The sequence below is a fragment of the Rossellomorea sp. GQ25 genome (assembly GCF_059758515.1).
The window spans coordinates 594941-609812 of sequence record NZ_JCAXEQ010000001.1 but is presented as its reverse complement, the minus strand read 5'-3'; the positions used below and the strand labels follow the sequence as shown (position 1 = coordinate 609812).

The 14872-nt window shown below is 41.3% G+C and carries 15 protein-coding genes; 14 read left to right on the top strand and 1 reads right to left on the bottom strand.

Annotation, left to right across the window (positions count from 1 at the left end):
• Positions 1-39 precede the first annotated feature (39 nt).
• From AC6CIB_RS03330 to AC6CIB_RS03300, 7 genes are all read left to right on the top strand, one after another.
• Complete coding sequence (locus AC6CIB_RS03330) at positions 40-870, top strand: MIP/aquaporin family protein (RefSeq protein ID WP_498277996.1); 831 nt, start codon at positions 40-42, stop codon at positions 868-870.
• A gap of 19 nt (positions 871-889) precedes the next feature.
• Positions 890-2380: a glycerol kinase GlpK gene (glpK, locus tag AC6CIB_RS03325; protein WP_498277995.1), complete on the top strand. Its 1491-nt coding sequence runs from the start codon at positions 890-892 to the stop codon at positions 2378-2380.
• Between the two features lie 174 nt (positions 2381-2554).
• Positions 2555-4219 carry a glycerol-3-phosphate dehydrogenase/oxidase gene (locus tag AC6CIB_RS03320; RefSeq protein ID WP_498277994.1) on the top strand — a complete coding sequence of 555 codons (1665 nt, stop codon included), beginning with the start codon at positions 2555-2557 and terminating at the stop codon, positions 4217-4219.
• A 157-nt stretch (positions 4220-4376) separates the two neighbouring features.
• Entirely contained in the window at positions 4377-4886 is a 510-nt protein-coding gene (locus AC6CIB_RS03315; protein ID WP_498277993.1) for a hypothetical protein, read from the top strand.
• Between the two features lie 287 nt (positions 4887-5173).
• Positions 5174-6043 carry an SDR family oxidoreductase gene (locus tag AC6CIB_RS03310; protein WP_498277991.1) on the top strand — a complete coding sequence of 290 codons (870 nt, stop codon included), beginning with the start codon at positions 5174-5176 and terminating at the stop codon, positions 6041-6043.
• A 152-nt stretch (positions 6044-6195) separates the two neighbouring features.
• Complete coding sequence (locus AC6CIB_RS03305; protein ID WP_498277990.1) at positions 6196-6615, top strand: NUDIX domain-containing protein; 420 nt, start codon at positions 6196-6198, stop codon at positions 6613-6615.
• 63 nt (positions 6616-6678) lie between these two features.
• Positions 6679-7122, top strand: coding sequence for a DUF4064 domain-containing protein (locus tag AC6CIB_RS03300; RefSeq protein WP_498277989.1), 444 nt, complete (start codon positions 6679-6681; stop codon positions 7120-7122).
• 239 nt (positions 7123-7361) lie between these two features.
• Here AC6CIB_RS03300 and AC6CIB_RS03295 read toward each other — a convergent pair whose 3' ends face one another.
• A complete protein-coding gene (locus tag AC6CIB_RS03295) occupies positions 7362-7457 on the bottom strand; it encodes a putative holin-like toxin (RefSeq protein ID WP_253275457.1) in 96 nt (31 codons plus the stop codon).
• A 327-nt stretch (positions 7458-7784) separates the two neighbouring features.
• On the opposite strand from AC6CIB_RS03295, the gene AC6CIB_RS03290 reads away from it, so the two are divergent.
• From AC6CIB_RS03290 to map, 7 genes are all read left to right on the top strand, one after another.
• A complete protein-coding gene (locus AC6CIB_RS03290) occupies positions 7785-8882 on the top strand; it encodes a M24 family metallopeptidase (RefSeq protein ID WP_498277987.1) in 1098 nt (365 codons plus the stop codon).
• Positions 8883-8991: 109 nt separating this feature from the next.
• Positions 8992-9429 (top strand): DUF6376 family protein, encoded by a 438-nt coding sequence (locus AC6CIB_RS03285; RefSeq protein ID WP_498277986.1) that lies wholly within the window; start codon positions 8992-8994, stop codon positions 9427-9429.
• 261 nt (positions 9430-9690) lie between these two features.
• Positions 9691-11853, top strand: a complete 2163-nt coding sequence (locus AC6CIB_RS03280; RefSeq protein WP_498277984.1) for a DNA topoisomerase III — start codon at positions 9691-9693, stop codon at positions 11851-11853.
• Between the two features lie 150 nt (positions 11854-12003).
• On the top strand, positions 12004-12657 hold the full coding sequence (locus AC6CIB_RS03275; protein ID WP_498277982.1) for a type 1 glutamine amidotransferase domain-containing protein: 654 nt from the start codon (positions 12004-12006) through the stop codon (positions 12655-12657).
• 173 nt (positions 12658-12830) lie between these two features.
• Positions 12831-13211 (top strand): CidA/LrgA family protein, encoded by a 381-nt coding sequence (locus AC6CIB_RS03270; RefSeq protein ID WP_498277981.1) that lies wholly within the window; start codon positions 12831-12833, stop codon positions 13209-13211.
• Positions 13195-13881 carry an LrgB family protein gene (locus AC6CIB_RS03265; protein ID WP_498277980.1) on the top strand — a complete coding sequence of 229 codons (687 nt, stop codon included), beginning with the start codon at positions 13195-13197 and terminating at the stop codon, positions 13879-13881. The genes AC6CIB_RS03270 and AC6CIB_RS03265 overlap by 17 nt, the downstream gene beginning before the upstream one ends.
• Before the next feature lie 129 nt (positions 13882-14010).
• Positions 14011-14754: a type I methionyl aminopeptidase gene (gene map / locus AC6CIB_RS03260; RefSeq protein ID WP_498277978.1), complete on the top strand. Its 744-nt coding sequence runs from the start codon at positions 14011-14013 to the stop codon at positions 14752-14754.
• Positions 14755-14872 lie beyond the last annotated feature (118 nt).

Sequence of the window (14872 nt, the reverse complement as noted above, 5' to 3'; positions counted from 1 at the left end):
TTTATTTTATTAAAAAATTTATGAAATGAGGGAAAAAGCATGACTGCATTTTTAGGAGAAGTGGTTGGAACAGCCTTACTCATCATTTTTGGTGCAGGGGTTTGTGCCAATGTAAACCTTAAGGAATCATTTGCTTATAACGCTGGTTGGATTGTGATCACATTTGGTTGGGGTCTAGGTGTTGCCATGAGTGTATACGCCGTTGGACAGTTTAGTGGAGCCCATTTAAACCCTGCTGTTACACTTGGCCTGGCGTTTAATGGAGACTTCCCGTGGAGTGAGGTTCCTCAGTATATCATCGCTCAAATGATCGGAGCGATGTTAGGGGCAACGATCACCTATTTACACTTTCTACCCCACTGGCATGCAACGAAAGATCCCGGGGTGAAATTGGGGGTATTTGCTACAGGACCTGCCATCCCTCACTATTTTTCAAATTTATTAAGTGAAATCATTGGAACTTTTGTCTTAGTAGTAGGATTATTATCTATAGGAGCGAATACATTTACAGATGGACTGAATCCATTTATCGTTGGTTTCTTAATCATTGCTATCGGAATATCTCTCGGTGGAACAACAGGTTATGCCATCAATCCTGCCCGTGATTTAGGACCGCGCATTGCTCACTTCCTGCTGCCGATTCCAGGAAAAGGGCCATCCAACTGGGGGTATTCCTGGGTTCCTGTAGTTGGACCTGTTTTGGGAGGCTCATTTGGAGGCGTATTTTATAAAGCGATATTCATTGGACAAGTCACAACAAGCTTTTGGGTAGTCCTACTTGTTACATCGGCAGTACTTGGGCTTGCTTATGCCAGTGACAGAAAGATCAGCTTAGCTCAAAAAGTGAATCAGCTATCAACCGATAATTAATTTTTGGAGGGAGAACCAAATGGAGAAATACATTTTATCATTAGATCAGGGAACGACAAGTTCAAGAGCGATACTATTCAATAAAAAAGGAGAAATCGCCCACACTGCACAAAAAGAATTTACTCAGCATTTTCCAAAGCCGGGTTGGGTTGAACATAGTGCGAACGAAATTTGGGGATCGATTTTAGCTGTAATTGCAAGCGTTTTATCTGAATCCAGTATCAAACCTGATCAGATTGAAGGGATTGGGATTACCAATCAACGTGAAACAACAGTGGTTTGGGATAAAGAAACCGGCGATCCAGTTTACAACGCCATCGTGTGGCAGTCACGTCAAACAGCCGGGGTATGTGAAGAACTAAAATCACAAGGACATAACGATAAGTTTCGTGACAAAACCGGATTATTGATCGATGCCTATTTCTCTGGTACCAAGGTTAAATGGATTCTTGACAATGTAGAAGGGGTGAGAGAAAAAGCGGAGAATGGTAAGCTCTTATTCGGGACGATCGACACATGGCTGATCTGGAAAATGTCTGGTGGAAAAGCCCACGTAACGGATTATTCCAATGCCTCCCGTACTCTCATGTATAACATATATGACTTAAAATGGGATCAGGAGCTACTTGACATATTAGGCGTTCCTGAGAGCATGCTTCCAGAGGTCCGTCCCTCATCGGAAATTTATGCGAAAACGGTACCTTACCATTTCTTCGGGAAAGAGATTCCGATTGCTGGTGCAGCAGGGGATCAGCAGGCGGCATTGTTTGGACAGGCTTGTTATGAAGAGGGTATGGCAAAGAACACGTATGGAACAGGTTGCTTTATGCTGATGAATACAGGTGAAAAAGCCGTAAAGTCTAATAATGGTTTACTGACAACCTTGGCATGGGGAATCGATGGAAAAGTGGAATATGCTTTGGAAGGAAGTATTTTCGTAGCTGGTTCTGCCATTCAGTGGCTTCGAGATGGCCTTCGTATGCTTAAGGACGCGAAGGACAGTCAGGCGTATGCAGAAAAGGTAGACACTACAGACGGCGTTTATGTTGTTCCTGCCTTTGTAGGATTAGGAACTCCTTATTGGGACAGTGATGTTCGCGGAGCAGTGTTCGGTTTAACAAGAGGAACTTCTAAGGAGCATTTTGTAAGAGCCACCCTGGAATCCCTTGCTTACCAAACAAAAGATGTGCTGACAGCGATGGAAGCCGACTCAGGAATCTCCCTTAAGAAACTGAGAGTCGATGGCGGTGCGGTTAAAAATGACTTTTTAATGCAATTTCAAAGCGATATTTTATCTGTTCCTGTTGAGAGACCGGTTGTAAATGAAACAACGGCATTAGGTGCCGCTTATTTAGCAGGTTTAGCCGTAGGATTCTGGGATAACCGGGATGAAATATCGAAGCAGTGGAATAAAGACAAGCAGTTTGAACCCCAAATGCCTGTTGAAACTCAAGGAGAACTATATAACGGGTGGAAAAAAGCTGTTAAAGCAGCTATGGCTTTTAAATAAAAGAAACATATGTTATACTGATAACAAGTTAATAAATTCGGCTAGAGACCACGAGAGACCAAACCTGCATTATGGAACCATTCACCATAATGTTCGTTTTGGGCTCTTTTTTTATGGATAAACAAGAAGAGCGAGAGTTTAAACTATTTATAGATAACTTAGGAGGATCCAACTATGACATTTTCAAGTACTGCAAGAAGCGAAGTAAAACAAACATTAGTCTCCAACCACTTTGACATGATTGTGATTGGAGGGGGAATTACCGGAGCAGGGATTGCCCTTGATGCTTCGAAACGTGGAATGAAAGTGGCATTAGTCGAGATGCAGGATTTCGCGGCCGGGACTTCCAGTCGTTCTACAAAGCTCGTTCATGGCGGCTTACGTTACTTGAAGCAATTCGAAGTGAAAATGGTCGCGGAAGTAGGAAAAGAACGTGAAATCGTTTATGAGAATGGACCTCATGTTACGACTCCTGAATGGATGCTGCTTCCCCTTCATAAAGGGGGCACATTCGGTAAATTCAGCACGTCGATTGGATTAAAGGTGTATGACTATCTTGCTGGAGTAAAGAGAAGTGAACGACGCTCCATGCTTTCAGTTTCTGAAACATTGAAGAAGGAACCTCTGGTGAAAAAAGATGGCCTTAAAGGCGGCGGTTACTACGTTGAATATCGGACTGATGATGCCCGTTTAACGATAGAAGTCATGAAAGAAGCAGTTGCACATGGTGCCACTGTCATAAACTATATGAAATCCCAACGATTCCTCTATGATAATAAGAAAGTAGTCGGAATTGAAGCTGAGGACTTAGTGACGGGGGATACGGTTGAAATCCGCGGTTCAAAATTTGTCAATGCAGCCGGTCCATGGGTCGATGATGTTCGAGGAAAAGATTACAGTACGAATAACAAACAGCTTCGGTTAACGAAGGGAGTTCATCTTGTCATTGATCAAAGCAAATTTCCTCTCCAGCAGGCGGTTTATTTTGATACTCCTGATAAAAGAATGGTATTTGCTATTCCCAGGGACGGCAAGGCCTATGTCGGGACTACAGACACATTTTTTGATCAGGAAAAATCATCCCCTCATATGACTTCTGAAGACAGGGACTACATTTTGAACGCCATTCATTTTATGTTTCCCGATGTATCTGTAGGAAAAGAGGACGTGGAATCGAGCTGGGCTGGTGTTCGTCCATTAATTTTTGAAAAAGGGAAGGACCCTTCTGAAATTTCCCGTAAAGATGAAATTTGGGAAGCAGAAAGTGGACTCATCACCATTGCCGGCGGAAAGCTTACTGGTTACCGTAAAATGGGGGAAACAGTGGTTGATCTTGTATCAAAACGATTAAAAGAAGAGAACAAGAAGAAGTTCCCCGCTTCTTCCACGAAGCAGATGCCGATCTCTGGAGGTCATGTAGGCGGATCAAAAAACTTCCAAGCGTATGTTGATCAAAAAGCAAATGAGGCACATCAATTTGGATTAACAGAAGAAGAGGGAAGGAAGCTTGCAGGTATGTACGGATCAAACGTGGATCAGCTCTATAAGCTTGCTCATGCTTATAGTGGAACAAGTGATGAAAGGTCCGTCCCTCCTTATTTATATGCGCAACTGATTTATGCGATTCAGGAGGAGATGGCCGCGACGCCGGTTGATTTCTTTATTAGACGGACTGGTGCTTTATTCTTCGATCGTGAGTGGGTGGAGAAATGGAAGGAATCTGTGATAGAGATAATGGCGAAGCTTATGAAATGGAATCGAGAGCAGGAACAGAAATATAGAGCGGAGTTAAATATAGAGCTTAAGAGTGCAGTATTGCCAGTGGATTTGCAGTCGTAAGCAGGAAAGCGGCAGAATGAACTTCTGCCGTTTTCTTTGTTTACACTGGGAATTCCTGTAGGGCTCATGGTAAAATTGGGATAAAGATGTCAACTTGGGGGGGATGCTGGTTGGAAGAAAAAAGAATACTAGGTGAAGGTTCCTCCTATCACTGTCAGTGTCTTCTCTAATTGCCTTTGCCGTCACACTGTATATTGAAAAAGGAGACTCTATCACAAGAAAAGGTGCATTCAGGCAGCACTTTGAACAGCTAGAATATAAGGACACTTATCATAATATAAAAGTTGTTTCAGAAAAAGAAGCCGGGGAGCAACACCTCCTTCTCTTTACCTATATGAATAAGGATGGAGAAAAGCAAATCGGACTGGCCCTTTATAGAAAAATGAATGTCCTTCCCCTTTATGAGCTATACCACTTTAATGATTCTCCTCAATTATCTGTCGGAACAGAATTTCTCCATACTAATCGGTTTATCGTTTACGGTAACCGCGACGATATTGGTGCGGACTACTTTACATACCGGGAAAATATCCAGTTTAAACGAATAAGACTTGAAGAGAATGATTATTTCATTCACATAGAACCTTACGCGGGTATGCTCCATGTTCCTCAAGTGAACTTTTATTCTATTGATGGAAAAATAGTGGGTTCGACGCAGGCAAAATAATTATCCATAAATATGCTTACAATTATATAAATATATGAATAGTTGATGAAATTGACCATAGATGACTATTCATTTCCCGAGAGAACTGTTCACTCCCTCTAAGAGAAGTTGAAGCAGAAATAAGGTTGCTGTAGATTAAGTATAGAAATTGACACGACTTCCTCGTTAAAAAGGGTGGCTTCAATGGGATGAAGCCACCCTTTTTTTGCATTTTTTGATAAAAAACTCAGTGGATAAAAGCCATTATTGCTATACTGATAGAAAGAAAAAATGGGGAGGAAGATGGAATGAATCATAAAATAGCCGTGGTGACAGGTGCTAATAGCGGGTTTGGTTTTCTCTCAACGCTGGAGCTGGCACAACTTGGATATAAAGTAATCGCCTCCATGAGAGACCCCCATAAAGGAAGGGCATTGCTTCAACGGGCTGAAGAACTAAAGGTGGGGGATTTAGTGAAGATTCATCCATTGGATGTAACGTCGGAAGTATCCATCAAGGAATTCTCTACCTCTCTTAATGATTTGGGCAGGGTGCACATCCTCCTGAATAATGCAGGGTTTGCCGGTGCAGGATTTGCAGAAGAAGTTACAATCGATGAGTTTCGTGAACAATTTGAAACGAATGTTTTTGGTGTCATGAGAATGACTCAAATTGTTCTCCCTTATATGAGAAAGCAAAGAGAAGGGAAAATCATCAATATGAGTAGCATCAGCGGCAGATTCGGCTTTCCTGGACTCAGTCCTTATGTATCTTCCAAGCATGCATTAGAGGGATACACCGAAAGTCTGAGATTGGAGCTTAAGCCCTTTGGCATATCCGTACACCTTATCGAACCCGGTTCTTATCAAACGAATATCTGGACATCAGGAAAGAAAGTCACTCCACTTTCGATGCAAAAAAACTCTCCTTACTTTTGCTACATGGAAGCCATCAACTCTGAAATTCAAGCAGGTGCAGATACACTTGGAGATCCAAGGGAGGTTGCCTTAATCGTACGTAAAATAGCACTTAACAAGAAAAATACTTTTAGAATTCCCATAGGCAAAGGAGTGCGATTAACCCTATTACTCAAAACCATCCTCCCATGGAGCATAATGGAAAACATCATCCTAAAGAAACTAGAAATGAAAAAGACCAAAGAGGGACGTACCTTATAGCAAGCCTGAATAATGTCTGAATATAAAGAATTTTATTATGTAGAAGGAGAATATTGTCAAAAGGGAGAATAGCTAAAGGAGACATTTCCATAAACTCATTCATTAAATAATTGAATGAGTTTGACTGCTTCCACACGAAATGAGGTGATTGATTGAATGAATGGATTGGTGCATCTGCTCTTTGCATGCATGAAGCTCGTTTATTGATGGTATTACAAGGGAAAGAAGAAGAAGAGAAACATTGGTCGGTTCCTTCAGGGGGGATGGAGTCGGGCGAATCCCTTCAGGAATGCTGTAAACGTGAAGTTTGGGAAGAAACAGGCTATGATATTGAAGTAGGAAAACATTTGTATACAAAGTGGGGGAATGAAGGAAGTATTTCTATAAGTAGTCATTACTATGAAGTCCGGCTCCTGGGAGGAGAGGCAACCATACAGGACCCTGATCAATTAATACATAAAATCAAATGGATTTCACTTCAAGAGTTAAAGAACCTGCCCCTGGGATTTCCAGAAGATCTTTCCATCCTGGAAGCCTATATGAGTAAGAAGCTAAACACACTATCCATTTAGGGGAATAGTATCGTTTTAGCACAATATATTTATAAAGTATTTATCTATAAAGGAGAGAGTAGAATGGTGAAACGAACAGGAGAAGTAGTGATGGGAGTAATCGGAATTATTTTATCCGCATTATTTTCCATAATCGGAATCGTACTTAATATGGGGATGAGTAATCCTGAGGTCATGTCCCAACTCGAAGAAGGTATGGAGAGTGATCCAAATATACAAAATGCGGACATGACTGCAGGAGATATAAGCTCCATTATTAACGCTGCTGAATCAACTGGATCTTACCTTGTTATATTAGGAATCATTGCGTCCATACTGGGGATTATTGCTGTACTAACCATTGTAAAAAATAAAAAACCGGTATTGTCCGGAATCATGTTTATCATCGCTGCCCTAGTCATCGGACTTGGCACGATAGGATTTGGTTTCGTACCAGGCCTTCTGTTCCTGATCGCAGGAATCATGGCACTTGTTCGCAAGCCTAAGAAAACAGACCCTGTGTATTAAAAAAGCATTTAGAGGATTTCTTCTCTAAGCTATATTTTTTCGTAAAGTTTTGCTTGTACTCGTCTTGCTTTCCGACTGGATTTATACTATCTTAAAAGGAGAGCATAATGATAAAACAAGAGACACTGGCGGCAACCAATGTCTCTTGCTACACAGCAAACTGCAAGGAAAGCAGTGGCCCAATAGAGAAAGGAACATAACTCTACCCTTCAAAGTTTAGGCGCTTCATGAGGGTGGGGTTATTTCTTTTTGTCATTTGAAATAACTACGGCAATGATGGAGACAATTAAAGAGCCAAAGGTAATCATTAGCGTTAACGCCTCATACGTTGTCACTATAAGCACCACCTCCTTCTATAAGGAAGTGGCCACTCCCACCCTACATTCACTGTATACTCCAAATTATATCACAAACACCCCTCATCCTTTATAGGAAAGAGGTAGGAAAAGCTCACCCCTGCCAAAAAAACACCAGCCATGAATGTAACTTTTACCACTTACCCTTACAAACCCCATAATGAACAAAAGAATTCCCCTACTTTTCAATTGTACACAAATCCTGATCAAACGGGATTATTTCAATCTTTCTCAAAAGTATGTTAGCATAGATATGCTCATATTAATCGATTACATAACATCACGAAATTCGAGGAGGAACTCACGATGAAACAACGTATAGAAATGCTGAAAAATTGGTTAAAAGAAGAAAATATCGATGCCGCATTTATCAATTCAACTGAAAATGTATTTTACCTAACGAATTTCCACACGGATCCACATGAGCGATTGATGGGACTGTTTGTATTTCCAGATGCCGAACCATTTGTGGTCGTACCTGGGATGGAAGCACGTCAAGTGAAGGATGCCGGCTGGAGTAACGAAGTGATCGGCTACTCTGATCACGAAAATCCATGGGAGTTCATTCAACAAGCCATTCAAAGACGAGGAGTTGATGGTCACAAGGTGGCTTTCGAAAATGAAGTGGTATCGTATGGCCGCAGTCAGGCATTTTTAAACATCTTCAACTCACCGAATATAGTGAATGTTGAAGACAAATTAAATGAGATGCGTGTAGTGAAGGATGAGGGGGAAATCGCCATCATGCGTCGTGCAGCAGAAATGGCAGACTTCGGAGTTGAAGTAGGTGTTAGTGCACTCCAAGAAGGCATTACGGAGATGGAAGTTCTTGCGAAGATCGAGTATGAGTTAAAGAAAAAAGGCATTCGTGAAATGTCTTTCTCTACGATGGTGCTCTTTGGTGAAAAAGCTGGAGATCCACACGGAAACCCCGGTGACCGGAAGCTAAAGGCAGGAGATTTTGTCTTGTTTGATCTAGGTGTTGTCCTTGAAGGATATACTTCTGACATCACCCGTACATTCGCTTATAAATCGGTTTCAGACAAGCAAAAAGAAATCTACACTACGGTTTTAAAAGCAGAACTGGCTTCTCTGGAAGCAAGTAAGCCCGGAAACCGTATTGGTGATCTGGATCAAATCGCACGGGATATCATTACAGAAGCAGGGTATGGAGACTATTTCCCACACCGGATTGGTCACGGCCTTGGGATCAACGTACATGAATTCCCATCAATGAGCCATTTAAATAATGGGATATTAAAAGAAGGAATGACCTACACCATTGAGCCTGGAATCTATGTTCCGGAAATAGGCGGTGTTAGAATTGAAGATGATGTACTTATTACAAAGGATGGTTACGAAACCTTGACCAAATTCCCTAAAGAACTGCAAATTATTGAATAAGACACAGAGAAGGCTGACGAATGGTGTTAGCCTTCTTTTTATGAAATGAAACCATTACGAAGTTCATTCGTATGTATAATGAGAGAAAGCTAGGAAAGGATGAAATTCAGTGAAAAAATTAATCATATTAATCAGCTTTTTTATGCTGGCAGGCTGTGGAATCCTCGAGGAAGCAAACAACAGTTTGACCTATGTTGAGGAAATGACCGATTACCTAAATGAAGCAGAACAATTTGCAAACGATTTTCCTGGATTAGTGGAAAATGCTGCGGCAGATCCATCCACCATACCGGCTCTTGAAACAAGATTAAAAGACATGAAAACAGAAATACAAGAAATCAATGATCTGACCCCGCCTCAACTGGCAGAAAACATCCACCAAAAAGTGGAAGGATATAATGAACAAGCGCTGGAAGGGATTGATCGTGCCTTAGTCGAAATCAATAAGGGAGAAGTCCAAATTTCAGAGTTACAAAACCTTGAGATCGTAAACACCTTCAATCAGCTACAAGAGATTAAAGGTAATTTAGAAAATTTAGGACAATAAGGTAATGGTGTTACAGATTTGACTTCTTATCTGTAACACCATTACGCTATAACATTACCTACCCCACGATCACTCTTGTTACAGTCACGTCCCCCCTTGGTACCGCAAAAAAAATCAACCCTATTCTAACAAGTAGATTTAGATTAAACTAGTTTCAAATATGACCGATAAAAAACAAGTATGATTTCTCCACATACATAGAACAAGAGTTCTAAAAAAATGCTATAATGAAGGAATCATAAAGATGGACAGGAGAATGTTATGAAAGTTGTTATTGCCGAAAAACCCGATCAAGGAGCAACCCTCGCTAAACCTTTTCCTCATCGAAAACGCCAAGGATACATTGAAATACAATCTAATGATGTGTTCCCTAAAGGGGCATATATCACCTGGGCTGTAGGTCATCTCTTTCAGCTTCAAGCCCCGGAAAAATATGAAAGCAGATGGAAGAAATGGACGTTGGAAGACCTTCCCATCATTCCTCAACGATTTCAATATGAGCTTCAACGGGCAAAAGCGAAACAATTCGCAGTCATCAAAGAACTTCTAAAGAAAAGTGAAGTCACAGAAATCATCCATGCAGGGGATGCGGGACGGGAAGGTGAGTTAATCATCCGGAATATTATTTCAATGTCCCGCGTGCAGAAGCCCATGAAAAGATTATGGATATCATCGCTGACAGAGAAAGCCATCATTCAAGGGTTCACCAGTTTAAGAGAAGAAACGGAAATGCGCAGCCTCTATTATGAAGCCTACTCCCGTGCTTGTGCGGACTGGCTTGTGGGAATGAATGCATCAAGAGCGTATAGCATTCTACTTAAGCAGCAAGGCATGTCGGATGTTTTTTCTGCAGGAAGGGTACAAACGCCGACTCTTGCTTTGATTGTGAAAAGAGATGAAGAAATAGAGCAATTTAAAAGCGAACCCTTCTGGGAAGTGAAAGCAGCCTTTCAAATGGGGGACCACACGTACGAAGGGATTTGGCAAAAGGATGGAGAGTCTCGAATTCAAACACAGGAGCTGGCAGAGAAGATTGCTTCGTTCTGCCAAGGGAAGCCTGCAAGCGTTCTAGAGATGAAAATAGAAAGAAAAGAATTTGCTCCTCCATTACTTTTCAATCTATCAGCTCTTCAGGCAACGATTAACAAAATGTATAAATTTTCACCTAAAAAAACACTGGATGTCCTGCAAAAGCTATATCAGAAGGGCATTGTATCTTACCCAAGGTCAGATTCACAATATGTAACGAAAGGGGAAGCTGAAACCTTCCCGGAAATATTGTCTAAGCTTCAGGAATACAGCCCTTACAATAGCTGGATCCCCACTCCTTATGAGAGCCTGCTGAATAACAAGCGTTTTGTAAATGAAGCGAAGGTTTCTGATCACTACGCGATTATTCCAACTGAACAAGTAACCGATCCTCAATCGTTATCAGGTGACGAAAGGAAAATATATGATGTTGTGGTTAAACGCTTTATCGCTGCACACCACGATAAAGCTGTGATCCATTACTCTACCATCACTACCGTCGTGGACGAACGGGCCGAATTCATTTCTAAAGGAAAGCAAATTCTTCAAGAAGGATGGAGACAGGTTCTGATGCAGAATGAAAAGGATGACGAACCGCTCCTGCCACCTGTTAAGGAAAGCGACAAAGGTACTGTCAAGAGTGTCTATACGAAAGAAGGAAAAACCCAGCCACCTAAGCGTTACACAGAAGGTCAACTGATTACCTTAATGAAAACAGCAGGTAAATACATAGATAATGATGAGCTCGAGAAAGTGTTAAAGCAAACAGAAGGTCTGGGTACCGAGGCAACACGCGCTGGAATCATAACCATGCTTAAAGATCGGAACTACATTGATATCCAAAAGAACATTGTCTATCCAACCGATAAAGCAAAAGTTTTGATTCGGGCAATTGGTGAAAATGTGTTGGCGTCAGCTGAAATGACGGCAAAATGGGAGCAGCGACTACAGGAAATAGGAAAAGGGCAAGCCTCCGCACCCGAGTTTATGGAGCAAGTGAAGAAATTAAGCGATAAACTTGTTCAAAACGCTCTTCAAGAGGCAAACAGATGGAATTTCGAAGATCTTGATACTGCTTCCATCCAACGGTCCAAAGGGAGTAAAGGTAAAAGAACAACGAAAATCAGCGTCGGCACATGTTTGAAATGTGGCGGGAAAGTGGTTGACAAAGGAAAGTTCTACGGATGCTCCAATTATCAAAAAACAAAATGCAGCTTCACCATTTCTAAGACCATTCTCTCGAAGCGTATAACACAAGCAATCGTGAAAAAAGTGCTCGCGGATGGAAAATCCGAACGCATCGACGGTTTCAAAAAAGGAGAGAAGGAGTTTTCAGCTTACCTTAGTTGGGATCCTGTTCAAAAGAAAATTCAATTCCAATTCGATATACACTAACCCATCGAAACGACTCTCATTAAGGGAGTCGTTTTTTTCTGCTTAAAACCTTGTAAAAGAAAAATAATTATCATACGGAAGTTTAATTTCATGAGAAGAGGATAAAACAAAAGGGTAGGAAATCAGCTATATAAAAATGGAGGGTACACATTGAAAAAGATATTAATGGTCTTAACGAATGAAAGCAAAATTGATGATGAACACGAAACAGGTCTTTGGTTATCTGAGTTCGCTGAACCATATGAAGAATTTAAGAATCAGGGATTCGGTGTAGATGTGGCTAGCTTAAAAGGGGGCCGAATTCCTTTAGATCCTAACAGCCTTGATGATGAACAGGTGGAAAAGTGGAAGGGTGTCACCAAAGAATTGGATCAAACGATGGTCCTTTCGCAATTGAACGTTAATGAATATTCAGGGATTTTCTTACCGGGCGGACACGGAACGATGTTTGATCTCCCTGACAGTCCGGAACTTCAACAAGCACTGGCTCACTTTGCTGACAACAACAAAGCCATTGGATCTGTATGCCACGGTCCTGCAGGATTCGTTGGAACGAAACTGTCAAATGGAAAATGGCTGGTTGAAGGAAAAAGCATGACAGGATTCACCAACGAAGAAGAACAGCAAACGGGCCTCGATTCATTAATGCCTTTCTTATTAGAAACAAAATTAAGAGAGCAAGGAGCTCAATTTGAAAAATCTGAAGCATGGAGTGACCATGTCATCACCGATGGGAAATTCGTGACTGGGCAGAATCCACAATCCAGTCAGTCAACCGCAGAAGCGTTCGTTAAATTAATATAAAAACGAAAGGATTATTGAAAGGGATCTTCTTTAAGAAGCCAATCCCTTCTATTCTTTCTAAAAGAGCATGGGGTAAGAACACCTCATGCTCTTTTTTTGAGTTCAACACTACTCTCAATCGACCTGCCATTTGTGATAAACTCGTGAGAAGAATATAAAGCGAGGAGAAAATTATGCAGGTTGTTCGGACCATCATTCAAATTGCCATTCTATGCTTATTTTATGAAATTGGAAAGTGGTGTACAGACTTCTTTCATTTACCCATTCCCGGAAGCGTTATCGGGATGCTATTTTTGTTTCTACTATTATTAACGGGTGTAGTGAAAGAAAGATTATTAGTGGACGGTACAGGATTCTTTCTAAGACATTTTTCCTTCTTCTTTCTTCCCTTGTCTGTTAGCGCGATGGTTCTGGGGCCATATTTTCTAGATTTCGGCTGGAAACTTATTGTCATTCTGGTTATTAGCGGGATAACCGGATTTGTAGCAACTTCCTTATCAGCAGAGAGTTTAATAAGATGGAAGGAGAAACGAAACCATGATCCATCTCATTAGTTCACTGATGGCATTAGGCATTACAGTATTGTATTTTATCTTTGGCGTAAAGATTCACCGACTTTGGCCAACCCCCGTAACGATACCTATATTTATTAGTACGATTGCTGTCATTGTCACATTATTGATCATCGATATTCCTTATGAACAGTATGCAGACTTTACTTCTTTCATAACGTATTTACTTGGACCTGCTACTGTTGCCCTTGCGTATCCCCTTTATCAGCACCGAAAGTTATTAGTACAGCATGTACAGCCTATACTTTTCGGTATCCTGTTCGGAAGTGGAATGTCTATGCTTATTACTTATTTCTTCAGTATGTGGTTGGGGATCCCATCTGAATGGAACCGCTCCTTGCTTATTAAAACCATTACAACCCCCGTAGCAGTTGATATAGGGAAGGTGATTGAGGCGAATATAGAAGTCATTCCCACGGTCGTCATTGTGACGGGTATGTTCGGAGCTATGATCATACCGTCTATTTTAAAGTGGTTGCATGTAAAGCACCCCATCGCAAAAGGACTTCCATTCGGAGTGATTTCCCATGGAGTAGGTACGGCACAGGCTATTAAAGAGGGCGAAAGGGAAGGGGCAGTAAGTGGTGCCGCCATGGCATTAACCGCCACGATCATGTCCTTCGTCATCCCTATTCTTTTTCTTTTAATTTGATATAGTAATTGAAGGGAGCGAATCCCATAATAATTAACCACCATACTAGACAACAGCTTTCCCTTTAAAAACAGAGTGTGTTTCGGTATAGTAAGGGAAGGTAAAATTTCAAAAGAGAAGGAAGATAATATGATTGTCAAAACTGATGAAGAATTAAAAGCGTTAAAAGAAATCGGTCGCATTGTGGCTATGATCCGTGATGAATTACGCTCTCAGACAAAGTCTGGAATAACGACTAAAGAGCTTGACGATATTGCTGGAAGCCTGTTTGAAGAAAACGGAGCCATTTCAGGCCCTAAAGGAGAATATGATTTTCCTGGTTTCACATGTATTAGTGTGAATGAAGAAGTGGCTCACGGGATACCCGGTGACCGTGTTATAAAGGAGGGAGACCTTGTCAATATTGACGTATCCGGTTCAAAAGATGGCTACTATGCCGATACAGGAATCTCATTTGTTGTTGGGGAGGGAGACCCAAAGCTTACAGATTTATGTGAAGCGGCATTAAAATCATTCCAAGCAGGACTCCAGAAAGCAAGAGCAGGATCTAAACAAAACGGTATCGGCAAAGCGGTTAATAATGAAGCGCGAAAAAATGGTTATACGGTGATTATGAACTTAACCGGCCACGGTGTAGGAAGGTCTCTTCATGAGAAACCCGATCACATCTTAAATTATTTCGATCCATGGGATAATGCACTGTTAAAAGAAGGAATGGTCATCGCATTTGAACCATTCATCTCTACCAAAGCACAAAACGTAATCGAAAAAGGCGACGGCTGGACCTACATCACACCCGACAACAGCTTCGTTGCCCAAATCGAACACACCATCATCATAACCAAAGACGAACCAATTATTTTAACACAATAAAGCAGTGAGGGACGGACCTTGATTCCTAGGAGTAGCTCCTAGGATCAAAGGTCCGTCCCTCTTTTTGTATATGTTTTGTACAACTACAGTTGAATACGATACATATGAGGAAATGAGA